The following is a 22,383-nucleotide window of genomic DNA, read 5'->3' as shown; positions in this document are numbered from 1 at the left end:
TCCGGAGCGCCACCATGAGCATCATGCCCGCAGATTCAGGCGAAGTGCGATCCCATACCAAATATGATCGGTTGATCGCGGCCGCCAAGGCCGTGCCGCCGGTGCCGACCATTGTCGTGCATCCCTGCGACGAGACCTCGCTGCGCGGTGCCTTGGACAGCGCAGAAGCCGGCATCATCCGTCCGCTGCTGGTCGGCCCCGAAGCCAAGATCAGTAACACCGCAAGCAAGCATGGCCTCGACATCGCCGGCGTCGAGATCATTGATGTTCCCCACAGCGACGCCGCGGCCGCCAAAGGCGTCGAGCTGATCCACGCGGCCAAGGGCGAAATGCTGATGAAGGGCAGCCTGCACACCGACGAGCTGATGCGCAGCGTCACGGCAAAGGCGACGGGCTTGCGGACCGATCGGCGCATCAGTCATGTGTTCGTGATGGATGTCCCCGCCTATGCCGATACGCTGTTTGTGACGGATGCGGCCATCAATATTTTCCCTGATCTCGATGATAAGCGGGACATTATCCAGAACGCCATCGATCTCTTCACGCAGGCCGGCTTCGGCACATTGCCGCGGGTGGCGATCTTGTCCGCGGTCGAAACGGTCACGCCCAAGATCCCGTCCACCATCGAGGCGGCGGCACTGTGCAAGATGGCGGATCGCGGGCAGATCACCGGCGGCCTGCTCGACGGGCCGCTTGCCTTCGATAACGCGATCGACGTGGAGGCGGCCAGGATCAAGGGGATAAAGTCCGAGGTCGCGGGGCGCGCGCAGATCCTGGTTGTCCCCGACCTCGAGGCCGGCAACATGCTGGCAAAGAATCTGGCTTATTTCGCGAACGCCGACAGCGCCGGTATCGTGCTCGGGGCCCGGGTGCCGATTGTTCTGACCTCCCGCGCCGATTCGCCGCGGGCGCGCATGGCCTCCTGCGCGGTCGCGGCGCTCCATGCCGACGCGCGGCGCCGGCTTGCTCCAATTGCGGCTGCGTGATCGCCATGGATACGATCCTCGTTGTCAATGCGGGCTCCTCCAGCGTCAAATTCCAGATCTTTGCGATTGAGGGAGAAGGGAGGCTGCGGCGGCAGATCAAGGGCCAGATGGATGGCATCGGCAGCCGTCCGCGCCTGCGCGCTGTCGATGCAAACGGCGATCCGCTGGCGGAGCGCGCCTACCAGATCGAAAGCGTTTCGGACATCCCGGCCGCAATGGCTGTTGCCGGAGCGTGGCTGCGGGACGAGCTTCGCATCAACCCGATGGCCGTCGGGCATCGCGTTGTCCATGGCGGTCCGGACTATGAGCGGCCGGTGCTGATCGACTATGGCGTGGTGTCGCGCCTGGAGCGCTATGTGGCGCTGGCACCGCTGCATCAGCCCCACAATCTGGCGCCGATCCGTTCGCTGCTCGCCAATTTTCCTAGCCTTCCGCAGGTAGCGTGTTTCGACACCGCCTTTCACCGCACCCACGGCACGGTGGCCGACTATTACGCGATCCCTTATCAGCTCCATGCCGAGGGCGTGCGGCGCTACGGATTCCACGGCCTGTCGTATGAATATATCGCGAGAACCTTGCCGCAGATCGCGCCGGATGTTGCGAAAGGGCGGGTGATTGTCGCCCATCTCGGCAGCGGTGCGTCGATGTGTGCCCTGAAGGGTGGACGCAGCGTTGAGAGCACAATGGGGTTCACCGCGCTTGATGGCTTGCCGATGGGGACGCGTCCGGGGCAGATCGATCCCGGGGTCGTGCTTTACCTCATATCCGAAAAGGGAATGTCGGCTTCGAACGTCCAGGATTTTCTCTATCGCAGTTGCGGATTGAAGGGTCTCTCCGGCGTCAGCAACGATATGCGGCAATTGGAGGCAAGCAACGATCCGCACGCGATATTGGCAATCGAGTATTTCGTCTATCGGATCTGCCTCAACGCCGGCATGCTGGCGGCGGCGCTGCAGGGGTTGGACGCGTTCGTCTTTACGGCCGGCATCGGCGAGAACTCGGCTGGAATTCGCTCACGCATCGTCGAGCAGTTGGCCTGGCTCGGCATTGCGTTCGATCCGGTCGCGAATGCCAGCCACGCGCGGCTCATATCGCGGTCCGACAGCCGCATCCCGGTATACGTCGTGCCGACGGATGAGGAACTGATGATCGCGCAGCACACCTTGGCGGTGTTGTTGAACAGTCCATCATCCAGCCCGAACCGCGAGAGGGTATCATGAATATTCCCGTGTTTCCGGAGACCAAGGTTGCTCTCAAGGGGAGGAAGGGCCTGATCGTGGGCATCGCCAACGATCAATCGATCGCATGGGGCTGCGCCAAGGCGTTTCGCGCGCTCGGCGCCGATCTGGCCGTCACCTACCTGAACGACCGGGCCAAAAAGCATGTCGAGCCGCTGGCGCAGGCGCTGGAAGCCCCGATCTTCATGCCGCTGGACGTCAACACCGAAGGCCAGATGGAGCAGGTGTTCGAGCGCATCGAGAAGGACTGGGGCCGGCTTGATTTCGTGCTGCACTCGATCGCGTTCTCGCCAAAGGAAGCGCTGCATGGCCGCGTCGTGGATGTTGGACGGGATGGCTTTTTGAAGACGATGGAGATTTCGTGCTGGTCGTTCCTGCGCATGGCGCATCTGGCCGAGCCCTTGATGAAGGAGGGCGGAACGCTGTTCACGATGACCTATTACGGCAGCCAGATGGTGGTGCCGAACTACAATGTCATGGGGGTCGCGAAGGCGGCGCTTGAGGCGGCCGTGCGCTATGCCGCGGCCGAACTGGGGCCGAAGGGAATCCGGGTGCACGCGATTTCGCCCGGGCCGCTGGCCACCCGCGCAGCGTCGGGAATTCCCGAATTCGACGAGCTGATGGACAAGGCGCAATCGAAGGCGCCCGCGCGCAGCCTTGTCAGCATCAATGACGTCGGCAATGCGACGGCCTTCCTGGCGCTCGACGGCGCAAAGCTGATCACCGGTGGGGTCACGTACATCGATGGCGGCTATCACATCATCGATTGAGTGGACCCGGGCGCCGCAGCGGTTGGAAGCTGTTCAGCGCTGAATACCCGCGCGTTCGTTACCTCGTCAGATCGTCATTTCCGGAACCGTGTCGGGAATGACGAGTTCGGCTTCCGTCACTGCCATGACCTCGGCGACCGTGACGCCGGGAGCGGTCTCCATCAACATCGCCTTGCCGTCCGGAAAGCCGATCACGGCGATGTCGGTGACGACGAGATCGATTATTCGCGACGACGTCAGGGGCAAGGTGCATTTTCTGACGATCTTCGATTTTCCCTTCGCGGCATGCTGCATCGCCACGATGACACGTTTGGCGCCGCTGACCAGGTCCATCGCGCCACCCATGCCTGGCACCATCTTGCCTGGGATCATCCAGTTGGCGAGGTGTCCCTCCGCGTCGACCTGCAGGCCGCCCAGTACGGTCACGTCGAGATGGCCGCCGCGGATCAATCCGAACGACATTGCGCTGTCGAAGGTGCAGGCCCCCGGAAGCGCGCTGATCGGCCGTCCGCCTGCATCGGTCAGATGGGGATGGGCCATCCCTTGCTCCGGGATCGGGCCGGTGCCGATCAGACCGTTCTCGGACTGGAAGAACACCTTGATGTCTGATGGCACGTAGTTGGCCACCAGTGTCGGAATGCCGATCCCAAGGTTCACCAGATGGCCGGTGCGAAGCTCGCGTGCCACGCGGCGGCCGATGATCTCTTGTGCATCCATGGTTCACTCGTTCGCTATGAGATAGTCGACAAGCGGCGCCGGTGTGACCACGTGGTCGGGCGCTATGACGCCGACCGGAACGATGTGCTCGGCAGTCACGATCACGGTATCGGCCGCCATCGCCATGACAGGGTTGAAGTTGCGCGCGGTCAGCGCATAAGAGAGGTTGCCGAGGTAATCGGCGAGGAAGGCGTGGACCAGGGCGAATTGGGCCCGCACTGCGGTCTCGAGCAGGAACGCCTTTCCGTCGATCTCGATCTGACGTTTGCCTTCGGCAACTGTCGTTCCGACGCCGGTCGGCGTGAGCACGCCGCCGAGGCCGCAGCCTCCGGCGCGGATGCGCTCCACCAATGTCCCCTGCGGAATCAGGTCCACGGCAATCTGGTTGGCCAGCATTTGCTGCTGTGCTTTGGGATTGAGGCCAATGTGACTTGCCGTCAGGCGTGAGACCAGGCCGGCGTCGAACAGCTTGCCGACGCCCTTTCCAGGTGTCGCCGCGTCATTGGAGATCAAGACTAGGCCCGTCTTGTGCTGGCGCACGACTTCGTCGAGCAGGCGTTCCGGCGTACCAACGCCCATGAAGCCGCCGACCATGACACTTGCGCCGGCCGGGATCATCGCAACGGCTTCTTCGACGGAAATGGCCTTCATGATGGGCACTCCGGTCGGCACGCGATTGATCTAGGGCAGTACCGGTGCGATGCTGGCTCCCGCTCACCGCGTCGCTTTGATCTGTATCAAGAGTATTCGCTGGAGCGACGGGTACCGAAGATCCGCCACCCGCATCTTGCGCTCTTGGGTGAGCGGGACGGCGGGATTTTGCTTGCCGACCTCAGGACAACGGCGGAGGCTGAGGGACAGTCGACCCGTCATCGGGCCCGGCACCGGGCGTTCGGTGAACCTCGAATTGGCGGCTCTGTGGCGGCTGGTTCGGCGGCCTCGCGAAATAGACGGCACCTTAATGGATTTCATCAGGAGAGGAGGATGCGATGTCGAACCCCCAAGAAGTGGCAGCGGACAAGGTCCGGACGATGCTCACAGAGAATCTCGGCCGTGTTCGCAAGGCCAATTCGGATTATTTTGACATGCTTGAGAAGGGCTTGAACTCCTCACAGCTCCCGATTGCCGGGCAGGCCAAGCAGTTCTGTGATCATATGCGGCGGCAGACCGCGACGACTTTTGACCTCTGCGACCGGCTAATCGAGGCTAAGGATGTGCCGGACATAGTCAGGATTCAGTCCGAGTTCTTCCAGGACCAGATGCGAGCGCTGATGGAACAGGGGAGGAGCATGGGCGAATCGGCCATGAAGGCGGCAGCGGGCGTGTTTACTCCCAAGAGCTGATTTGCTTAGCGGCCGGGGCCGACGGATGGCACTTCAGTTCCTTGTCGGCGCAGTCATCAGCGTAGTCAACATCATGATCCACGCGCTGGTGACCGTCGCTGTGGTCGCCATCGCCCGTATTGCAGAGCAACGACACCCTGTTTGGCCGAGACTTCATCTGATGGGCGTCATGGTCGTTGTGGCAATCCTGCTGATGCTGGCTCATACCCTCGACGTCTTTGTCTGGGCACTGGCCTATGCGATCGTCGGTGCCGCACCTGCCGGCGCCGACCTCGTTTATTTCGCCTTCGTGAACTACACCACCCTCGGCTACGGCGATATCACGCCCGCGGCATCATGGCGGCTGACGGGACCGATAACCGCAATGAACGGCATCCTGATGTTCGGCTGGTCGACGGCCCTGTTGTTCGAGGTGCTGCGCAGGTCGTACGACCACCTTGCATCGATCGCCGAGCCAGGAGGGCCTTTCAGTTCTGCAAATCGAGGCCCGCCAACTGGGGCCGGTCCAGGAGCACGATCTGGCGCTGGTTGTTGCCGATGAATCCGAGGATGCCGAGCTCGTGCAGCCGCGACAGGGCGCGAGAGACCGTCTCCAGCGTCAGGCCGAGATAATCGGCGATGTCACGGCGGCACATCGGCAGCGCCATGACGCCGGCCGCGGTCAGGCGCTTGTCCATTTCGAGCAGGAAGGCAACAACGCGCTCGAGCGACGTCTTGCGGCCGAGCAGGAGCATGTGATCCTCGGCGTGCTGCAGGTTGTTCGTGGTCATGCTGAGCAGGTTGCGGGCGACCATCGCATCGCTCTCGGCTACGAGTTCGAGGCTGCGACGCTTCACCAGGCGCACCGCGGTGTCGACGATCGCCTCGGCCGTGAAACGATGCTCGCTGCCGTTCTCCAGCCCGAAGATATCGCCGACCAGGTGAAACGCGCCAATCTGACGGCGGCCGTCTGAAAGCAGCTTGTAGCTTCGCACTGCACCAGACTTGACCTGATAGACGTAATCGGCAGGTTCTTTCTCGCCGTAGATCTCCGTCCCTTTCTTGTACGTAAATTCGTTTAAGGTCACCATCGGGTTCGAAGCGCTCGCCATGCCGAACGCGCCGAGCATATTAGGTAGGGATGCTGCCGGATCGATGTTGACATAGGAAAACATGGCCCAACTCCTAACCTGAACGTCACGATTTTTGTCAGTCTTTAGAAGTATTGCGCTGCAAGAATGCGGTATCGGGTCCAGTCTCGCTAAAGTTGATCTGCGACGAAGGCAGGATTCCTAATCATTGTCCCACGGACCATTGTACTATGGGACAAGTAGGCAATGGTGTCGGACCGGCGGCGAGACTACCGGTCACGATGCGGCTCCATGCCTCCTCGGAGGGAAAATTGCCTGGCCTCGTTCACGTGGTTGATGACGATGCTTCGTTTCGGACAGCCATTGAGCGGCGGCTGAAGCTCGCCGGCTATGACGTCGCAACCTATCCGTCCGCTCAGCAGCTACTGGATCGTCTGTCGGACAATGAGCGGCTGGGATGCATCCTGCTCGATGTGCGGATACCCGGCCTGAGCGGTCCCGAACTGCAAAATCGTCTCAGCGAACTCGGTTCGACGCTGCCGATCGTGTTCCTCACCGGGTACGCCGACACTGCGACGGCCGTGCGGGCAATCAAGGCCGGCGCGGAGGATTTCCTGACCAAACCAGTGTCTTCGGAACAGTTGATGGATGCAATCGAGCGCGCCATTGCTCGTCATGGCGCAGTGCGCAGCCAGCGCAGCAAGCTCGATTCCCATCGCTCCCTCCTTGCAAGGTTGACGCCGCGCGAGCGACAGGTGTTCGAGCTGATCGTGCGCGGCAAGATCAACAAGCAGATCGCGCATCAATTGGGAACAACCGAGCGCACGGTGAAAGCGCACCGCCACCAGGTGATGGAAAAGATGCAAGTGCACTCGCTCGCCGAATTGGTATCGATCGCGGAGCGGCTCGGCGTGCTCGGCTCAAGGAACGATGCAGACCGTTAGCGTCCGAGATCGAAACTATCGCACTTTGACAGGAAAAATACGCAAAGGGTGTTGGGTTCCCTCAGGACACCTGTCCGAACGGACAATATCACACCTTGATGACAGCGCGTATCTCGGGGTGCGAAATCAATCGAGCTTCTCGGCTCGCGGTCAGGCCGCCGACTGCAGAAGACGGCCGAAAACATCCTCGAAAAGCTGAGCACCTTGCCGAATCGAAGATCTGTTCTTGTCGTAGATGACGACCGATCCATGCTCAGGAGCCTTAAGCGTCTGCTGGGGCAGCACGGGTTTGATACGACGCTATTCGAGTCCGCCAGCGCGCTGCTTGGCCACGACGATTTCGGTGGCGCTTTCTGCATCATCCTGGATATCAATCTGAATGGTCAATCCGGCATTGATCTGCGTCGCCGGCTCCTGGACAACGGCATCAGCTTGCCGGTCATCTATATCACTGGCAATGACAGCCATGCGAACCGCACGGCGGCGACGGAGTCGGGATGCGTCGCTTACCTGACCAAGCCGTTTTCGGCGAAATCACTGATCGAGCCGATCGAAAGAATGGCGGCGGCTATCGCCTAGCCGCGCGTGTTTATCCTCACTCATCGATATCCTGTTCGAAAACGCGTACCGGTGCGCCTTTGCGCGCGGTCGCAAATTGATCGAGCGGCAGCGCCGTCTTCACCGACAGCAAGTTGGTGTCGACCACTTGCAGAAAGAGTTTCTGGCCGGAGTCCATGTCGTGCAGCAGGTGCGGGTTGGCGAGGTCACCAGCAATGCAGGTGTTGGTGAGACACCACGTGAACGGAAGTCGATAGGTCGTGCCCTGATCGACGGTGAGCGTGGCGCCGGCCGGCAGATAGAGACCAACCGGCAGGAAAAGCTGTAGCCGCGCGCCGCTATTGTCCTCGCGCTCGGTCAGATAGACGCGAACCGCGGTCTGGCCGGTATTGAAGGTGCCGCTGATCGTGGTGCGGCAGACCATCTTCGCGCCACCGGGCTTGAAGCAGACCTTCTCCCAGTCGCCAAACCTGATGTCGCGCGCTTCGCGCTGGCCGCGAGGCGCGATTTCGGCTCCCCCGGGTTGCGCGCCAGCCGGCACCTTTTGTCCATTCGCCGGAGCGCCTGCGATCATCGCTGATAATATCAGGGCGACGAACGGGATCGGAAACGGTCCAGGAGGCTGCATCTTCATGGCTATGCTCCTCACGCCGGTCGCCGTCGCTATTTGTGCCTGTCCAGGAACACGCTGACGAGCGGCGCCCAGATCGGAATGGAATCGGCCGAGCCGACCAGGAAATGTCCATCGTCACCGAACGGCGGAAGCAGGTGGTACTCGGCGTTGCCGCCTGCGGCGGTGAACGCCTCGTGCATTCGTTTCGACAGCGCCGGGCCGAAGAACGTGTCGTTTGCAATGTAGATCCAGAGCATCGGCACCCGCGACGTACGGCCGAATTCACGGGTAGCCTCGACCAGCCGGTCCGGCGCACAATTGTTGTTCGGCTTGCCATCGACGCGGCCGCCGCGTCCGGCTGCAAAGGTGATGATGGCTTTGACTTGCGCCGGGTTTGCGCTCGAAAGCGCAATCGACGCCCAGCCGCCGGCCGATTGGCCGATCACGATGACATCCTTCGGCACGATCTTCTTCTCGGCTGCCATATAGTCGATGATCAAGAGGTCGAGCTGCGCAACCGCCATGCCGGCGTCGTGGAAGTTCGGATTGGTGCAATTGCCGATCTTGGAGAAGAACGGTCCGTAGAGCCCGCGTTCGGGTATGTCGATCGCCGAGGCGCCGTAACCCGATCCAACCGGTGCCACCACGAGGTAGCCGCGTCGCGCGAACCACATAGCGGCGTCGCGGAATTCGACCAGCGGAAAGAAGCTGCGCTGCACCGGGTCAAGTGACACCCCGTGATTCATGATGGCGAGCGGGAAGGGGCCGTCGCCGACCGGACGCACCACATAGGCGATGGTCGGCAGGACGAGCGGCAGCGCCCAGACTTCCTCCTGAATGCGCGCGGGAGCGTTCTGATCGTCAGGGCGCGCCGGCGCGATCTGGCTGAGGAAGACGAACAGTATTATCAGGAATCGTGAGCAAGCCTGACCCATATCAGAGCTCCGCCGTAACGAGGCGAGTTGACGGATCGAATCCGAAGCGACGCTTGATCCAGATCAATCCCGCTTGGCTCCAGGCCGCCGTTGATCGGAGCAATTCGGCGATCGCTATAGCGCCTCAAATCTCGCGTGACGGGCCAATTCACATGAAGCCATCGTCATCTCAGCAACCGGGATGGACGCGGCTCTTTCCGCCGATGGAGTGGCTTGCCAATTATCGGCTTTCCTTTCTGTCCTTGGACGCCGTCGCGGGGATTACGCTCGCCGCCTACGCGATACCGGTTTCGCTGGCCTATGCGGCGCTCGCCGGGCTGCCGCCTCATGTCGGAATCTACGGCTATCTGCTTGGCGGCGTCGGCTATGCACTCCTCGGCTCCTCGCGTCAGCTTGCGATTGGTCCGACATCCGCGATCTCGCTCATGATCGCCGGCTCGGCCGGAGCTTTGGCCGCAGGCGATCCGGCGCGATACGCTGACATCGCGAGCTTGGTGGCCTGTGCGGTGGCGTTGCTTTGCCTGATCGCCTGGCTGTTCAAGCTCAGCCTTTTGGTACGCCTGATCAGCGACAGCATCCTGGTCGGATTCAAGGCGGGCGCCGGGCTGACGATCATGATGACGCAGCTACCCAGCCTGTTCGGTGTAGCGGGCGGTGGCCACAATTTCTTTGACCGGGCTGTTCGGCTCGCCGGGCAGCTCGGCGATGTCAACTTGCTCGTCTTAGCGATCGGTCTTGCTTCGCTGCTGCTGTTGCTGATCGGCGAGCGCTTCCGGCCGGGCAAGCCGGTTGGACTCGCCGTCGTCGCACTATCGATTCTGGTTGCATCGATATTTGGCCTGCCGGCGCTGGGAGTGCCGATTACCGGGGCGATTCCGCAAGGGCTGCCGGCGCTTGCAATGCCTTCGTTCGGGCTGTCGAAGCCTGCAGAGCTGTTTCCGATCGCGGCCGGCTGTCTGTTGCTTGCCTATGTCGAGGGGATTTCTGCGGCGCGAAGCTTTGCGGCCAAGCATGGCTACGGCCTCGATGTCCGGCAGGAGTTTCTGGGACTGGGTGCGGCCAACCTCGCGGCGGCGTTCGGCCACGGCTATCCGGTTGCCGGCGGCCTGTCGCAATCTGCGGTGAACGACGCGGCCGGGGCCCGTACGCCTTTGGCGCTGGTGCTCTGCTCGGTCACGCTTGCGCTGTGTCTGCTGTTCTTCACGGGGCTGCTGACAAATCTTCCCAAGGCGGTGTTGGCTGCGATCGTGCTTAGCGCCGTGTACAGGCTGGTCGACATCCCCGCGCTGCTGCGTATGTGGAAAATCAGCCGGATCGATTTCTATGCGGCGGCGATCGCGCTCGCTTCGGTGCTGCTGCTTGGAATCCTGCAGGGAGTGCTGCTTGCGGCACTCGCATCCATCTTCCTGCTGCTCGTCCGCGCGTCGCAGCCGCATGTGGCTTTTCTCGGACGGCTCCCCGGAACCGGCCGTTATTCGGATAGCGCCAGGCATCATGGGGTGGAGCCGCTCGCCGGCGTCATCGCATTCCGTCCCGAAGCGTCGCTGCTCTACGTCAATGCCGAGACGATCCTCGACACTGTTCTGGCTGCACTGCGAAAATCGTCGGACATCAAGGTGGTGGTCTGCGACCTCTCGGCATCGCCCTTCATCGATCTGGCCGGCGCGCGCATGTTGCATGATCTGCATGACGAACTGGCAGATCGCGAGGTGACGTTCTGCATCGTCGGCGCTCATGCTCAATTGCGCGACCTGTTGCAGGCGGACGGGCTGGCGGAAAAGACCGATAGCCGCAACTGGATGCGGACGCTCGACAGCGTGCTTGGCGAGAGCAAGGCCGGCGGATGATCGAGCGCCTGAGGAGCTCGCTGCGGGTTAACGCAGCATTGACTTGGATCAAAGGGGCGGCGGCGCGACCCAGCACCATTCAGTGTCGCCGTACACGACGATCGGGAGAAACCCGCCGTCGAGCGCGTCTGATGCGGGAAGTAGTCTTGGCAAACTGTTCTCTAAATCGCTCTTGGAGGTAAATCATGAGACATGTTGGGGTGATCGCGGTGCTGGCAATGCTGGGCTTGGCAGGACTGAGTACGCCGTCGCGGGCGGAGACCGGCCAGGTTGCCGTCGTCTTCACCAAAGGCGGCTTTGTCGTCGGCGTCGGCGGCGGCGAGGGCGTGCTGATACTCCGGGGCAAGCGCTATCCATTCACCGTCTCCGGCATGAGCGTTGGCTTCACGATCGGAGCCTCGACCACCAAGCTTGTTGGGCGCGCGCTGAATTTGCGGGGGCCTGAGTCCATCGAAGGCAGCTACGGCGCGGTCGGCGCTGGTGGCGCCGTTGCCGCCGGCGCCGGTGGCGTTCAGCTACGAAACAACAATGGCGTGATCTTGCAACTCAGCGGACCGAAGATCGGAGCCGAAGTCTCAGCCGCCGTCGGTGGCGTCACCATAAGATTGAAATGATCGCGCAGCGGGCCATGGCTGCGGTGCCGTGGTCTGCTTTTCGGGGACGAGGCGCTCTTGTGCGATGCGCGAGAGTCAGCCCGCCCAGGGAGCGTCCGCCTGCCAAATCAGAATCGTCAGCTCTCGGGAACGCACGCAGCCGCCTATCGTTTCGGCTAACTCGAAAGCGTGCAAATCCGTCGTCCGGGCCGTAAGCGGCAAGCAGACATCCCGGTTTTCAGAGTTGTCAGCGAGGTTGGGGCTGCGCTCCCGGAGCGCCACTCGGTGCTCCCGGAGCGCCACTCTGCGCTCCTCCTCCAGGCTGCATAGAGCGCGCCCGCTCAAGGAGCGTCAGAGTGGTGTCAACGCATGCCTTCATGGAGTCTTGTGGATCGCAGCGCACAGCCACCATCGCGTCGCCATTCCGCAGGAAGAACGCGGCGCCGCCTCGGCGTGCTCCCCCGCGACCAGATTCGCCGATTGCCCGCAGAACATCGTCCAGATCACGATCGCTTCGGGAGTATGATGAGTCTCGCTGATCTGAGCTGGGGGCGTTCTGACTGAAGGCGGGCGGAGAGATAAGCAAAAGTGTGGCGGTGAGGGCAAAGGCCTTGTTCATCATGAGTCTCCTCATTGTGAGCGAGAGGCCGGAGCGGAACTCGTCGTGATTCCGCTCCGGCCTCACTCTGAGATGCTCAGTCGCGGCACACACGCCGACGAATGATAAGGATAAAATCGCGGTCCTCGTCACTCAGGCTGCGGGTAAGGAAATAGCAGCCTCCTCCCTCACCTCCATGGCGTCGCTCAGCCAACCTCTCGGCGAGCCGCTCCCGCAGACCGCCACGCCAGCTCCCGTCGCCTTCATCCTCCTCGCGGTCACGCCACTGGCCCATCCGCTCGCGCAGGCGGCCCCGCATCTCCTGTCGATCTCGCAGAAGGTCGATAATGAGATCCCGTAGATCTTCGCGCGTTTGAATCCGGTCTCTCAGAAGGTCTCTCAAATCGCTGCCCACATTGCCGTCCCTGCCTTGCCATCCTTGGGCTGATGCGGGGCTTGTTGTCGTGCAAACAATGGGGGCAGATGCAGCAATCGCTAGAACTGCTGCGGCAATCACTGGCAGCCGTGTCATTGCGCTCTCCTCTTGTTGCGGACAAGATTCGAAGACCGAATGATTCTTTATGCCGCCGTTGGCAAATCGCGACGGATGGCGAGATGATCCTCGAACCTATCCCTGCTCGGCCGGAATGGTCGGCCATTATTAACGCTATTCGTGCGCGGTGGTCGCTCCCTTGACATAAATCTGGCGTTGCGAGTCCCGGATGGCGGACGATTGAGAAAAGCTCGGAATTTGGAACTTGGCCGCATCCGGTCAGTACCGCTGAGCAACAAACGCCATCCCGCGCAGCCCGGTCTGATCGTTGTAGCGTCCTTTGCTGGAACGCTTGGGCAGCCTGACCTTGTTCCGGCGAACGCGCTTGTACGGGATCATGTCCAAGATATGCGAGATGCAGTTCAGCCGTGCCCGCCGTTTGTCGTCGGAGCGGATGATGTGCCATGGCGCATGTTTCGAGCTGGTGGCCTTGAGCATCAGGTCGCGTGCCCGCGAGTAGGCGTACCAGCGTCGATAGGATTCCGTATCCATCGGACTCAGCTTCCATTGCCGCAGCGGATCGTTGATCCTGGCCCTGAATCGTCGCTCCTGTTCCTCCATCCCGACCTCGAGCCACAGCTTGATTAGGACGATGCCGGCCTCAACGACGTAGTGCTCCACGGTAGGGCACAGCTCGAGGAAGCGCTTGTGCTCGGCGGGGCTGCAGAAGCCCATCACATATTCGACCCCGGCCCGGTTGTACCAGCTCCGGTCGAAAATGACGATTTCGCCCCCGGCAGGGAAATGCTGCATGTAGCGCTGGATGAACATCTGCGTCTTTTCGCGATCCGAAGGCGCAGGGAGGGCGACGACGCGAAACACGCGGGGGCTGACCTTTTCCGTGATCGCCTTGATCGTGCCTCCCTTGCCCGCCGCATCCCTGCCTTCGAACAGGATGATGACCCGCGCCTGGTTCGCTTTCACCCATTCCTGGAGATGGCATAGCTCGACCTGGAGCTTCTCCAGTTCCTTCTCATAGATCTTCCGCTTCATCCGTGCGGCGGGCGCATCTGCCATGTCCAGGCTTCCACTGTTTCAGATCGTCTTGAACCGGCCGGCCGCTTAATCGCCCCAGGCGATGGTGACGCCGATGTCGCCGGGCACACCGCCGGGAAAATCGATGACCTGATAGCGGATGCGGTAGCCGCGCGGCTTCAGGTAGTCGGTCCACAGCTGGAAGATCTCCTTGGGAATCCCGGTCAGCGTGGCTTCCCAGCCCGCTTCCATCTGGTTGATGGCGCGGCCCTTGTCGGTGCACAGCGTATTCGGGAAGCGATACACCAGGACTTCGGTCAATCCGTTCCGCACGGCGCGCTGGATGATGGTCGATGCCAACTGGATCTTTTCCTCCTCGGACTTGCCGGAGGGCCGGCTGAGCCGATCGATCAGGGCTTTCTTCTCGGCCTCGGCGGCGGCCGCGCGGCGGACATACTCATCCGCCTTTTCCGCCTCCCGGAGGGCGGCCTCCTTCTGGATCTGGCTGGCGTTGGGGATCAGGTCATCAATGTTCGCTGGCATGGCTGACATCTCCTGAATGGCCGGTTTCCTCTGGTCGTTCGCGAAAGGCTAGGGCCGGGTAGGGGCGCACCTTTGATCCAGATCAAGCGCCCCCTGGACGACGGTACCCAGACTGAACGGTCAAAGGCCCAATTCCTGACCCGGGAGAAGCAGTTGAGCGAGCAGCTTCATCCAATTGCGCCCCATCATCTGCCTTTTTTCATCACGCCGCCGAACGAGGTCGACGTGCTGATGGTTGTGATGGGCATCTTCCTGGTAGCCGTCGTGCTCTGGGTCGGCACGCTCTATTGGCGCCTGCACAGCCTGCCCGAGCGGATGGCGCACAAATCGCAAAAGCTGCAGTTCGAGATTGTCGCGGTCCTCGGCTTGCTGGCGCTTTTCACGCACATCCACCTGTTCTGGGTCGCGGCGCTGTTGCTGGCCATGATCGATCTTCCCGATTTCAGCACGCCGCTGCGCAGCATTGCCGGCTCGGTGGAGAAGATAGCAAGTGCCGCTGCGGATGAAGGCGGCGCGGCGAAGCCTGAAACCAAACCGGATCCGGCGCTTCCGGCCGCCTCATCGGAGACGAGAGGCCCGGATGCCGCGAAGGCAAGGGAGTCCAGCAATGCTTGAGCTCCTGATCTGCTCCCTCGTGACGGTCCTTCCAGACTATCTCTTCCGCCGCTACGTCCAGGGCAAACGCTTCGGCAAGGAGATCACCTTCTTCTCGGTCTGGTTCGAGCTGAGGTGGGGCATCACCAGTTGCCTCATGCTCACGATCGCGCTGATCACCATGATCTTCTATTTCCATCCCGCAACCGACACCGCCACGCTGTTCTTCCGGACGATCCCGATCCTCCCGGAGGCTTCCGGGCGCGTCGCGGAAGTCAATTTCGACTTCAGCGCACCGGTGAAGAAAGGCGACGTGATCTTCAGGCTGGACAATTCGAAGCAGGAAGCAGCCCTTGAAACGGCCAAGCGCAAGGTCGCCGAGGTGGACGCTGCGCTGGTGGCCGCGGAAGCCGATGTCGTCAAGGCCGAGGCACAGGCCCAGGAAGCAAGAAGCGCGCATCAGCAAGCCAAGGACGAATTGGATGTGAAGAGCGAACTGCAGCGCCGCAATCCCGGCATCGTGCCGCAGCGCGACATCGAAAAACTCCAGGTCCTCGTCGATCAACGGCAAGCCGGGATCGACGCCGCAGTGGCCGTCAAGCAGTCCGCGACCTTGCGGGTTTCAACACTGCTGCCGGCGGAGAAGGCAAGCGCCGAAGCCGCGTTGGCGCAAGCTCAAGTGGATATGGACAAGACTTTCGTTCGCGCCGGCGTCGATGGTCGTGTGGAGCAGTTCCTGCTTCGCGTTGGCGACGTCGTCAACCCGCTGATGCGGCCGGCCGGCATCCTTATCCCGGAGGGTGCAGGCCGGCGGATCCTGCAGGCCGGATTCGGCCAGATCGAGGCTCAGGTGATGAGGGAAGGCATGGTGGCGGAAGCGACCTGTATCTCTAGGCCCTGGGTCATCATTCCGATGGTGGTCACGACGGTCCAGGACTATATCGCCGCCGGCCAGTTCAGAGGTGGCGAGCAACTGGTCGAAGCGCAAAACATCATCCGGCCGGGGACCGTCTTGGTGTTCCTGGAGCCGCTCTACAAGGGCGGTCTCGAAGGGGTCACGCCGGGCAGCAGTTGCATCGTCAACGCCTACACCAGCAACCATGACGAAATCTCCAACACGGACACCAGCGCGGGCCGGCGCATCGCGCTGCATGTGGTCGATGGCGTGGGACTGGTGCACGCGTTGCTGCTGCGGATCCAGGCGCTGCTGTTGCCGATCAAGACCCTGGTGTTCAGCGGCCATTGATACGCGGCGAGCACGGAAGTGCCTGCGACCTTCTGGAAGGGGGCATGAAATGAAGGGACTTCGCGGGTTTCCGGTGCTTGTGACAACATTGGCCGTTTCCGTCGTGGGATTATCTGGAAATGCGGCCGCGTTTGATCTCACCGGCGCATGGGCAACGAGCGCCGACCAATGCAGCAAGGTATTTACGCGCAAGGGAAGGGCAAAGCTGGTTACCTTCACCAATTTTCCCGGCGTGCATGGCGGCGGATTCATCGCCGAGCCCAATCGTCTGAGAGCCAAGTACGCGACCTGCTCGATCAAATCCAGGAAGGACAACGACGAGAACGTCAATATGGTCGTCGGCTGCGCCTCAGGGATCATGCTCGAAAACATCCAACTCTTCTTCAAAGTGGTTGATGACGACACCATCACGCGCCTGTTTCCTGGCATCGAGGGAATGGAAGTCACCTATCACCGCTGCAAATCATAGCGCTTGCCGCGACGCAATGCGCGCGGCGCGCGGTTGATTCAAGTCATCGAGTCCCTTGCGTGCAGTCAGGGAACGCCTACGGTCGGGTCACGACGCGCTGCTGAACTCCTCGCCCGGCGGAGTAAGCCGTTGGCCGCGGTGCAATTCGCGCTAGAATTGCCGAGCTTGAGATGCAAACGTTTGGACGTCTGAGACTGCCGGGGAAAAGAATGGGCGGACCTGCCCCCATTGCTGCGCCCAACATTGGCAGGCCGGTTGCGGCCGTGTGGCTCTGCGCCTGTTTACTGGTCTGGTTCATCTTCCTGCCCGAGCCGGCGAGTGGCGCCGCCCCACGTGGCGAACCCAAGCGCGTGCTGCTGCTCCATTCCTTCGGGCGAGACTTCCGACCATGGAGCGAATTTGCCCGCACCATCCGGGAGGAGCTCGAGCGCCAATCGCCGTGGCCGCTGAATCTCCAGGAACAGACGCTGCTGACCGCGCGGTTCGACAATCCGGTTCCGGAAGCGCCGTTCGTCGACTATCTGCGCTCGCTCTACCAGGGCGCGGCGCCCGACATTGTGATCAGCTTTGGCGCGCCTGCCGCCAGATTCGTCGAGAGATTTCGCGCAGAGCTCTTCCCTGAGACGCCCATGGTGCTGACGGCGGTCGAACAACGGCTGGTGAATCGTGCCGGACTTACGGATAACGACGCTGTCATCTCGGTCTACAACGATTTCTCAGCCTTTTTCGGCAGCATTCTTCATGTCCTGCCGGACACGCAAACGATTGCCGTCGTGATCGGCGCCTCGCCGTTGGAGAAGTTCTGGCTTGATGAAGCAAAGAGGGAAGCGAAGCCCTTCGAAAGCCGGGTGGCATTCGTCTGGTACGCGGACCTGTCATTCCACGAAATCCTGCAGCGGGCGGCGACGCTTCCGCCGCACACCGTCCTGTTCTGGGGCTTGATGTCGGTCGACGCGGCAGGTGTCGCTCATGAAGGCGATCTCGCATTGCGCAGTCTTCATGCGGTCGCGAACGCTCCGATCTTTTCCTTCCAGGAAGCCTTCTTCGGCCAATACACCGTCGGCGGCCCGATGCATTCGATCGGCGCATCGAGCGAGAAAACCGTCAATGCCGCGATCCGCATCCTCGGTGGCGAGAGGCCTTCCAACATCAAGATCGAGCCGATCGGATTTGCGCCTCCGAGATACGACTGGCGCGAGCTGCGGCGCTGGGGCATCAGCGAGAGCAACCTGCCCGCGGGAAGCGAAGTTCTGTTTCGCGAGCCGACGTTCTGGCAAAGATATCAGTGGCAGGTCGCACTGATCGCGGCAGTGATCCTCGTGCAGGCGGCCCTGATCAGTGGCTTGCTCCATGAACGCCATCGCCGGCGCCTCGCCGAGGTCGAAGCTCGGCAACGTCTGGCGGAGCTCGCACGGGTGAACCGCTATTCGGCTGCGGGAGAACTGGCGACCTCTCTGGCACACGAGCTGAACCAGCCGCTTGGCTCTATTCTCACCAACACCGAGACGGCGGAGCTGATGCTGAAATCGTCGTCGCCTGATCTCGGTGAAATACAAGAAATCCTGGCTGACATCAGGCGCGATGACCAGCGGGCGAGCGAAGTGATCCGCCGCCTTCGCAGCATGCTGAAAAGAGTGCCAATTGAGGTTAGCCAGATCAACCTCACCGAGACTGTTGGGGAGGCCGTTGGCATAGTGTCGGCCTTGGCCGAAGGCCGTGCCGTGACGTTGAAGTATGTACCGGCTTCGATGCCGTTGCGCGTCAAGGGCGATACCGTTCAGCTTCAGCAGGTTGTCCTCAATCTGGTCATGAACGCGATCGATGCCGTATCCGAGGTGCAAACCGAGAAACGGGAGGTGATCGTCGCGACGGGCATATCTGACGAACAGGCAGAAATCCTGGTTGGCGATTCAGGTCCAGGCATCGCCAACGATCATTTGAAGGATGTCTTCGAGCCATTCTTCACGACCAAGACACAAGGCATGGGCATGGGCCTTGCGATCGCCCGCACGATCGTCGAAGCGCATCATGGCCAGATCACCGTGGAAAACCGGAGCTCAGGTGGGGCGCTGTTCCGGATCAGATTGCCACTTGTTGGCTAAGGTCCGGCGCGAACCGGCAACGGCGCGAGTTCGTGTTGATCCTGGTTATCTGCCCGTGAGCATGTCGCGCCGCAGCAATATCGCGTCCAGGTGAACCGCCCGGGTTTCTTTGATCCTGATCAAGAAGCGCGCATGCCCCGGACGGATGTTTGCCGCATGTGAGGCTCATGGAGGTTGTGATGTCTCGTTGCGGCAGGATTTTGCTCGCGCTCGCGCTGTTCCTGACGGCTCCCGTCGCCGCCTTTGCGCAGGCGACCAACCCTCCGCCTGCTCAGGGCGATCAACCGCAGGGGACGCCACAGGCCGCGCCAAGCGAACAATTGTTGAAGCCTGAACAGCTCGAGGCGCTGGTCGCGCCGATTGCACTCTATCCCGACGACCTCCTGGCGAACGTGCTCGCGGCGTCGACCTATCCGCTGGAGATCGTGCAGGCCGACCGTTGGGTGGCCTCGCACAAGGACCTGAAGGGCGACGCGCTGAAGAACGCGGTCGACAAACAGTCCTGGGACGACAGCGTCAAAGCACTGGTCAGCACGACAGCGGTTCTCTCGATGATGAGCGACAAGATCGACTGGACCAAGAATCTCGGCGATGCCGTGCTCGCGCAGCAGCCTGATGTCATGGACGTGGTCCAGCGGTTGCGCGCCAAAGCCCAGGCCAACGACAAGCTGGTGACGACCAAGCAGCAGAAGGTCAGCGTGCAGACTCAGGACAACAAGCAGGTGATCGTCATCGAGTCGGCTGATCCCAATGCGATGTACGTTCCCTATTACGACCCGGCCACCGTCTACGGAACGTGGCCGTATGCGGACTATCCGCCCTATTACTTCGGCTACCCATCTTATATCGGCGCGGGCGTGATCGCAGCGGGCCTTGCCTTCGGTACCGCCTGGGCGATCGGCCGCTGGGGCAATTACTGGGGCGGCGGATTCAATTGGGGCAACCGCAACCTCTACGTCAACCACTACAACCGGGTCACCAATGTCGGAAACAATTGGCAGCACAATCCGGTGCATCGGCAAGGCGTGCGATACAGCAACGCCAATGTTCAGCAGCGCTTCGGCAACAACAATCTGAAGGCGGGAAGCGCGAATCGGATGGATTTCCGAGGCCGCGGCGGCGAGCAAGTGCTGCGTCCCGGACAAGACCGACCCGGCGGCGGTGATCGCGTCGGCGATCGTACTGGTGATCGCGGTCGCGACGGCGCTGCCTCTCGTGATCGTCCTGGCGGTGATCGGGCCAATCGCCCAGCCGCGGCCGATCGCGCCAAAGCGGGGGGCGCTCGTGCGGGGGCAGGTGAGCGCGGTCGCAATGCGGCGCGTAGCGGCGGCGGCCGCGACACAGCCTTCAGGAATGTGTCTTCCGGCAAGGCTGCCAATCTGCAGGCCGCTCGAGGCCGGGCAAGCTCTGCCGGACGGGCCGGAGGTGCGGTCGCCTTCGCCGGCCGCGGGGGCGGTGGTTTCCAGGGCGCCGCCGTTCGCGGTGGCGGTGGAGGTTTCCGTGGCGGAGGCGGCGGGGGCTTCCGCGGGGGTGGCGGACGGCGGTCGGATATCGCGCTGAAGCACGGTATCGTCCTGCTTGGTCATCTCGCCAACGGTCTCGGCTACTACCGCTTCAGCTATCTCGGCAGCAGCAAGTCCTATGTCGGCGTGATGGCGCAGGAAGTGCAGGGCATCATGCCGGAAGCCGTCACGCGTGGCGGCGACGGCTACCTCAGGGTCTACTACGACAAGCTCGGATTGAAGTTCCGGACCTACAGCGACTGGCTTGCCGCCGGCGCACGGATTCCCACAGCATCGGAGCCATCACCATGATCGTCGTTCCGTGGCTCCGATTGGCTCGCCCCGCGGCCGCTGTCGCTGCCCTTATGATGCTGGCGCTCCCGATCACATCGGCTCACGCGCAACAGGCCTATCCTTCGCCGGAGGACGCCGCGGCTGCGCTCGCTGTCGCCGTCAAGACCGGGGAGAAAAGAGCCGTGCTGAAAGTTCTGGGCAAGGACGCCGAGGACATCATCGCGTCAGGCGATGATGTCGCCGATGCCGAGACGCGCGAACGTTTCCTGTCCGCGTATGAAGCCAAGCACTCGATCAAGGCGGAAGGAAACAAGAAGGCAACGCTCATCCTGGGCGCGGATGACTTCCCGTTCCCGATTCCTCTGGTCAACAACAGGGATGGCTGGGAGTTTGACTCCGCGGCGGGTCGCCTCGAGATCCTGTATCGCCGCATCGGACGCAACGAGCTCGATGCCATTCAAACCGCTCTCGCCTTTGTCGATGCCGAGAACGAATATGCGGACAAGGATCGTACCGGGGACGGCGCCGGTGTCTATGCTCAACGGATTGTCAGCACTCCGGGCAAGAAGGATGGCCTGTTCTGGCGCGACGATCGCGACCAAAGTCCCCTTGGCGATCTCGCGGCGCAGGCGGCAACGGAAGGCTATAAGGCCGGCGCGGAGGGCAGCGCGCCCTACCACGGCTACTACTTCCGAATCCTGAAGGGGCAGGGGCCGAATGCGCCCGGCGGAGCCGTGAACTACGTCGTCAAGGGCAAGATGATCGGCGGCTTCGGGCTGATCGCCTATCCCGCGGAGTATGGCAATTCGGGCGTCATGACCTTCATGGTCAACCACGCGGGCACCGTCTATCAGAAGGATCTCGGCGAACGCACGCCGGTCGTCGCCAAACGCATGTATCTGTTCGATCCGGACCAGACGTGGAAGAAGGTGGACGCGACGAATCCTTGAAAAGGCGGAAGCACTGCAATGGAGCCATTTGCAATTCGTCTTGCGGTGATTGCATTGTTCGCGTTTGCATTTCCTGCAACGCCATCGCAAGCGCAAGCGCCGGGCTACGTCCGGGTCAATTTCGCGAAAGCGGGCCTGGTGGTCGGCGCCGGCGGCGGCACCGGCGTCCTGACATATCGCGGCCACAACTATCCGTTCCGGGTCTCGGGCCTCAGCCTCGGCGTTACCGCCGGCGCGTCCGTTAGCCGTCTGGAAGGTTGGGCCTCAGGCATAGCTGACGTGAGCGATTTTGCCGGCACCTATAGCGCGGTCGGTGCCGGCGGAGCGCTCGTTGGCGGCGCAGGAGGCGTCAACTTGAGAAATGAAAACGGCGTCGTGCTCATCCTGAAAGGGCCAAAAGCGGGGATGGAGTTCGCCGCCAACCTCAGCGGTATCAGGATTTCGCTGAAGTGAGTTGAGTATCGGGCAAGAGCAAAAGTCATCCGCTCAAGCTGAGCTTCTGCGCTTGTGACAATGAGCGGGCATTCGTGTCGGAGCTGGCGCCCGAAGCGACCTACGCGAACGAGACGGAGCTACAGTTTCGATCTGGCGCGCATCGCGCTGCAAAGTAACGCGCCATTCAGAGCAGAATAGCGAACTCTTATGTGAAATTAATGCATAATTTTTCGTCGTCTCAAAATGGAATCGATCCTCTTCCGCGGAAAGTCCAGATTTGCACGTTGCTGCCTATGCCGCCGAGTTCGGCGCCAAGAGCAACAGTGGCTTCGTTGCCAAGGCGCACCGCCAGCCCTCCCGTTGCACGCGCGGACCAGCCATCGAGCAGCGGGACCGAAGCGAGCGGCACGGCCCCGGCCAACGCCAACGCAGCGGCATCATCGCCGGTGAAGTAGTAATCCGCGTAAAGGCCCGCATAGGGCGCGAGCGCCACGGTCGCGCTGGCGAC

At 61.9% G+C, this 22,383-nt stretch carries 25 protein-coding genes; 17 read left to right on the top strand and 8 right to left on the bottom strand.

Annotation, left to right across the window (positions count from 1 at the left end):
• The first annotated feature begins 23 nt into the window (after positions 1-23).
• The 3 genes from OZ411_RS18430 to fabI are packed head-to-tail and all read left to right on the top strand — an operon-like array spanning position 24 to position 2,994.
• Positions 24-986 carry a phosphate acetyltransferase gene (locus OZ411_RS18430; protein ID WP_282529115.1) on the top strand — a complete coding sequence of 321 codons (963 nt, stop codon included), beginning with the start codon at positions 24-26 and terminating at the stop codon, positions 984-986.
• A 5-nt stretch (positions 987-991) separates the two neighbouring features.
• Complete coding sequence (locus tag OZ411_RS18425) at positions 992-2,206, top strand: acetate/propionate family kinase (protein ID WP_282529084.1); 1,215 nt, start codon at positions 992-994, stop codon at positions 2,204-2,206.
• The gene (gene fabI / locus OZ411_RS18420) at positions 2,203-2,994 is read left to right on the top strand and encodes an enoyl-ACP reductase FabI (RefSeq protein WP_130580108.1); all 792 of its coding nucleotides are present in this window, start codon (positions 2,203-2,205) and stop codon (positions 2,992-2,994) included. The genes OZ411_RS18425 and fabI overlap by 4 nt, the downstream gene beginning before the upstream one ends.
• Positions 2,995-3,060: 66 nt before the next feature.
• Here fabI and OZ411_RS18415 read toward each other — a convergent pair whose 3' ends face one another.
• Positions 3,061-3,711: a 3-oxoacid CoA-transferase subunit B gene (locus OZ411_RS18415; RefSeq protein WP_130580109.1), complete on the bottom strand. Its 651-nt coding sequence runs from the start codon at positions 3,709-3,711 to the stop codon at positions 3,061-3,063.
• 3 nt (positions 3,712-3,714) lie between these two features.
• Positions 3,715-4,362, bottom strand: a complete 648-nt coding sequence (locus OZ411_RS18410; protein ID WP_130580110.1) for a 3-oxoacid CoA-transferase subunit A — start codon at positions 4,360-4,362, stop codon at positions 3,715-3,717.
• 338 nt (positions 4,363-4,700) lie between these two features.
• On the opposite strand from OZ411_RS18410, the gene OZ411_RS18405 reads away from it, so the two are divergent.
• Together OZ411_RS18405 and OZ411_RS18400 are read left to right on the top strand one after the other, a co-directional pair.
• Complete coding sequence (locus OZ411_RS18405; protein WP_130580111.1) at positions 4,701-5,054, top strand: phasin family protein; 354 nt, start codon at positions 4,701-4,703, stop codon at positions 5,052-5,054.
• Positions 5,055-5,079: 25 nt separating this feature from the next.
• The gene (locus OZ411_RS18400; RefSeq protein WP_130580112.1) at positions 5,080-5,595 is read left to right on the top strand and encodes a potassium channel family protein; all 516 of its coding nucleotides are present in this window, start codon (positions 5,080-5,082) and stop codon (positions 5,593-5,595) included.
• Here the strand turns inward: OZ411_RS18400 and OZ411_RS18395 are convergent.
• Complete coding sequence (locus OZ411_RS18395) at positions 5,522-6,208, bottom strand: helix-turn-helix domain-containing protein (protein WP_165421218.1); 687 nt, start codon at positions 6,206-6,208, stop codon at positions 5,522-5,524. The genes OZ411_RS18400 and OZ411_RS18395 overlap by 74 nt on opposite strands.
• Before the next feature lie 227 nt (positions 6,209-6,435).
• Between OZ411_RS18395 and OZ411_RS18390 the strand changes: the two genes are divergently transcribed.
• Together OZ411_RS18390 and OZ411_RS18385 are read left to right on the top strand one after the other, a co-directional pair.
• The gene (locus OZ411_RS18390) at positions 6,436-7,068 is read left to right on the top strand and encodes a response regulator (RefSeq protein WP_165421219.1); all 633 of its coding nucleotides are present in this window, start codon (positions 6,436-6,438) and stop codon (positions 7,066-7,068) included.
• A gap of 204 nt (positions 7,069-7,272) precedes the next feature.
• Positions 7,273-7,647: a response regulator gene (locus OZ411_RS18385; protein WP_130580113.1), complete on the top strand. Its 375-nt coding sequence runs from the start codon at positions 7,273-7,275 to the stop codon at positions 7,645-7,647.
• Between the two features lie 16 nt (positions 7,648-7,663).
• Here the strand turns inward: OZ411_RS18385 and OZ411_RS18380 are convergent, their stop codons facing one another.
• Together OZ411_RS18380 and OZ411_RS18375 are read right to left on the bottom strand one after the other, a co-directional pair.
• Entirely contained in the window at positions 7,664-8,260 is a 597-nt protein-coding gene (locus OZ411_RS18380) for an invasion associated locus B family protein (RefSeq protein WP_245476359.1), read from the bottom strand.
• 29 nt (positions 8,261-8,289) lie between these two features.
• The gene (locus OZ411_RS18375; protein WP_130580114.1) at positions 8,290-9,174 is read right to left on the bottom strand and encodes a dienelactone hydrolase family protein; all 885 of its coding nucleotides are present in this window, start codon (positions 9,172-9,174) and stop codon (positions 8,290-8,292) included.
• A 152-nt stretch (positions 9,175-9,326) separates the two neighbouring features.
• Here OZ411_RS18375 and OZ411_RS18370 point away from each other — a divergent pair, with 152 nt between their 5' ends.
• The 3 genes from OZ411_RS18370 to OZ411_RS18360 all read left to right on the top strand — a co-directional run bounded on the left by OZ411_RS18370 (position 9,327) and on the right by OZ411_RS18360 (position 12,573).
• Positions 9,327-11,021: a SulP family inorganic anion transporter gene (locus tag OZ411_RS18370; protein WP_282529083.1), complete on the top strand. Its 1,695-nt coding sequence runs from the start codon at positions 9,327-9,329 to the stop codon at positions 11,019-11,021.
• 185 nt (positions 11,022-11,206) lie between these two features.
• Complete coding sequence (locus tag OZ411_RS18365) at positions 11,207-11,635, top strand: hypothetical protein (protein WP_130580116.1); 429 nt, start codon at positions 11,207-11,209, stop codon at positions 11,633-11,635.
• A gap of 773 nt (positions 11,636-12,408) precedes the next feature.
• Positions 12,409-12,573 carry a hypothetical protein gene (locus OZ411_RS18360; RefSeq protein WP_282529082.1) on the top strand — a complete coding sequence of 55 codons (165 nt, stop codon included), beginning with the start codon at positions 12,409-12,411 and terminating at the stop codon, positions 12,571-12,573.
• Between the two features lie 411 nt (positions 12,574-12,984).
• Here OZ411_RS18360 and ppk2 read toward each other — a convergent pair whose 3' ends face one another.
• Positions 12,985-13,782, bottom strand: coding sequence for a polyphosphate kinase 2 (gene ppk2, locus OZ411_RS18355; RefSeq protein WP_282529081.1), 798 nt, complete (start codon positions 13,780-13,782; stop codon positions 12,985-12,987).
• 45 nt (positions 13,783-13,827) lie between these two features.
• Positions 13,828-14,283 (bottom strand): hypothetical protein, encoded by a 456-nt coding sequence (locus tag OZ411_RS18350; RefSeq protein WP_130580120.1) that lies wholly within the window; start codon positions 14,281-14,283, stop codon positions 13,828-13,830.
• Positions 14,284-14,436: 153 nt separating this feature from the next.
• Between OZ411_RS18350 and OZ411_RS18345 the strand changes: the two genes are divergently transcribed.
• The 7 genes from OZ411_RS18345 to OZ411_RS18315 all read left to right on the top strand — a co-directional run bounded on the left by OZ411_RS18345 (position 14,437) and on the right by OZ411_RS18315 (position 21,893).
• On the top strand, positions 14,437-14,898 hold the full coding sequence (locus OZ411_RS18345) for a hypothetical protein (RefSeq protein WP_282529114.1): 462 nt from the start codon (positions 14,437-14,439) through the stop codon (positions 14,896-14,898).
• On the top strand, positions 14,891-16,123 hold the full coding sequence (locus tag OZ411_RS18340; RefSeq protein WP_282529080.1) for a biotin/lipoyl-binding protein: 1,233 nt from the start codon (positions 14,891-14,893) through the stop codon (positions 16,121-16,123). The genes OZ411_RS18345 and OZ411_RS18340 overlap by 8 nt, the downstream gene beginning before the upstream one ends.
• 49 nt (positions 16,124-16,172) lie before the next feature.
• Positions 16,173-16,592: a hypothetical protein gene (locus OZ411_RS18335; RefSeq protein ID WP_282529079.1), complete on the top strand. Its 420-nt coding sequence runs from the start codon at positions 16,173-16,175 to the stop codon at positions 16,590-16,592.
• 209 nt (positions 16,593-16,801) lie between these two features.
• Positions 16,802-18,694, top strand: coding sequence for a HAMP domain-containing sensor histidine kinase (locus OZ411_RS18330; protein ID WP_282529078.1), 1,893 nt, complete (start codon positions 16,802-16,804; stop codon positions 18,692-18,694).
• Between the two features lie 179 nt (positions 18,695-18,873).
• Positions 18,874-20,508 (top strand): DUF3300 domain-containing protein, encoded by a 1,635-nt coding sequence (locus tag OZ411_RS18325; RefSeq protein WP_282529077.1) that lies wholly within the window; start codon positions 18,874-18,876, stop codon positions 20,506-20,508.
• Entirely contained in the window at positions 20,505-21,440 is a 936-nt protein-coding gene (locus tag OZ411_RS18320) for a DUF2950 domain-containing protein (RefSeq protein ID WP_282529076.1), read from the top strand. The genes OZ411_RS18325 and OZ411_RS18320 overlap by 4 nt, the downstream gene beginning before the upstream one ends.
• A gap of 18 nt (positions 21,441-21,458) precedes the next feature.
• On the top strand, positions 21,459-21,893 hold the full coding sequence (locus OZ411_RS18315) for a hypothetical protein (protein WP_282529075.1): 435 nt from the start codon (positions 21,459-21,461) through the stop codon (positions 21,891-21,893).
• 220 nt (positions 21,894-22,113) lie between these two features.
• Here OZ411_RS18315 and OZ411_RS43370 read toward each other — a convergent pair whose 3' ends face one another.
• Complete coding sequence (locus OZ411_RS43370; protein WP_349017021.1) at positions 22,114-22,368, bottom strand: hypothetical protein; 255 nt, start codon at positions 22,366-22,368, stop codon at positions 22,114-22,116.
• Positions 22,369-22,383: the final 15 nt, after the last annotated feature.

Origin of the sequence: Bradyrhizobium sp. Arg237L (genome assembly GCF_029990105.1) — a bacterium.
In the GTDB taxonomy this organism is placed as follows: Bacteria; Pseudomonadota; Alphaproteobacteria; order Rhizobiales; family Xanthobacteraceae; genus Bradyrhizobium.
This window is presented reverse-complemented; position numbering and strand designations above follow the sequence as displayed.

Coding starts and splice junctions, on each gene's coding strand:
- OZ411_RS18320 (WP_282529076.1), top strand. CDS start 20,505: ATGATCGTCGTTCCGTGGCTCCGATTGGCTCGCCCCGCGGCCGCTGTC.
- OZ411_RS18325 (WP_282529077.1), top strand. CDS start 18,874: ATGTCTCGTTGCGGCAGGATTTTGCTCGCGCTCGCGCTGTTCCTGACG.
- OZ411_RS18340 (WP_282529080.1), top strand. CDS start 14,891: ATGCTTGAGCTCCTGATCTGCTCCCTCGTGACGGTCCTTCCAGACTAT.
- OZ411_RS18380 (WP_245476359.1), bottom strand. CDS start 8,260: ATGAAGATGCAGCCTCCTGGACCGTTTCCGATCCCGTTCGTCGCCCTG.
- OZ411_RS18315 (WP_282529075.1), top strand. CDS start 21,459: ATGGAGCCATTTGCAATTCGTCTTGCGGTGATTGCATTGTTCGCGTTT.
- OZ411_RS18415 (WP_130580109.1), bottom strand. CDS start 3,711: ATGGATGCACAAGAGATCATCGGCCGCCGCGTGGCACGCGAGCTTCGC.
- OZ411_RS18335 (WP_282529079.1), top strand. CDS start 16,173: ATGAAGGGACTTCGCGGGTTTCCGGTGCTTGTGACAACATTGGCCGTT.
- OZ411_RS18410 (WP_130580110.1), bottom strand. CDS start 4,362: ATGAAGGCCATTTCCGTCGAAGAAGCCGTTGCGATGATCCCGGCCGGC.
- OZ411_RS18425 (WP_282529084.1), top strand. CDS start 992: ATGGATACGATCCTCGTTGTCAATGCGGGCTCCTCCAGCGTCAAATTC.
- fabI (WP_130580108.1), top strand. CDS start 2,203: ATGAATATTCCCGTGTTTCCGGAGACCAAGGTTGCTCTCAAGGGGAGG.
- OZ411_RS18400 (WP_130580112.1), top strand. CDS start 5,080: ATGGCACTTCAGTTCCTTGTCGGCGCAGTCATCAGCGTAGTCAACATC.
- OZ411_RS18395 (WP_165421218.1), bottom strand. CDS start 6,208: ATGTTTTCCTATGTCAACATCGATCCGGCAGCATCCCTACCTAATATG.
- OZ411_RS18375 (WP_130580114.1), bottom strand. CDS start 9,174: ATGGGTCAGGCTTGCTCACGATTCCTGATAATACTGTTCGTCTTCCTC.
- OZ411_RS18350 (WP_130580120.1), bottom strand. CDS start 14,283: ATGCCAGCGAACATTGATGACCTGATCCCCAACGCCAGCCAGATCCAG.
- OZ411_RS18360 (WP_282529082.1), top strand. CDS start 12,409: ATGGCGTCGCTCAGCCAACCTCTCGGCGAGCCGCTCCCGCAGACCGCC.
- OZ411_RS18430 (WP_282529115.1), top strand. CDS start 24: ATGCCCGCAGATTCAGGCGAAGTGCGATCCCATACCAAATATGATCGG.
- ppk2 (WP_282529081.1), bottom strand. CDS start 13,782: ATGGCAGATGCGCCCGCCGCACGGATGAAGCGGAAGATCTATGAGAAG.
- OZ411_RS18405 (WP_130580111.1), top strand. CDS start 4,701: ATGTCGAACCCCCAAGAAGTGGCAGCGGACAAGGTCCGGACGATGCTC.
- OZ411_RS18370 (WP_282529083.1), top strand. CDS start 9,327: ATGAAGCCATCGTCATCTCAGCAACCGGGATGGACGCGGCTCTTTCCG.
- OZ411_RS18330 (WP_282529078.1), top strand. CDS start 16,802: ATGGGCGGACCTGCCCCCATTGCTGCGCCCAACATTGGCAGGCCGGTT.
- OZ411_RS18365 (WP_130580116.1), top strand. CDS start 11,207: ATGAGACATGTTGGGGTGATCGCGGTGCTGGCAATGCTGGGCTTGGCA.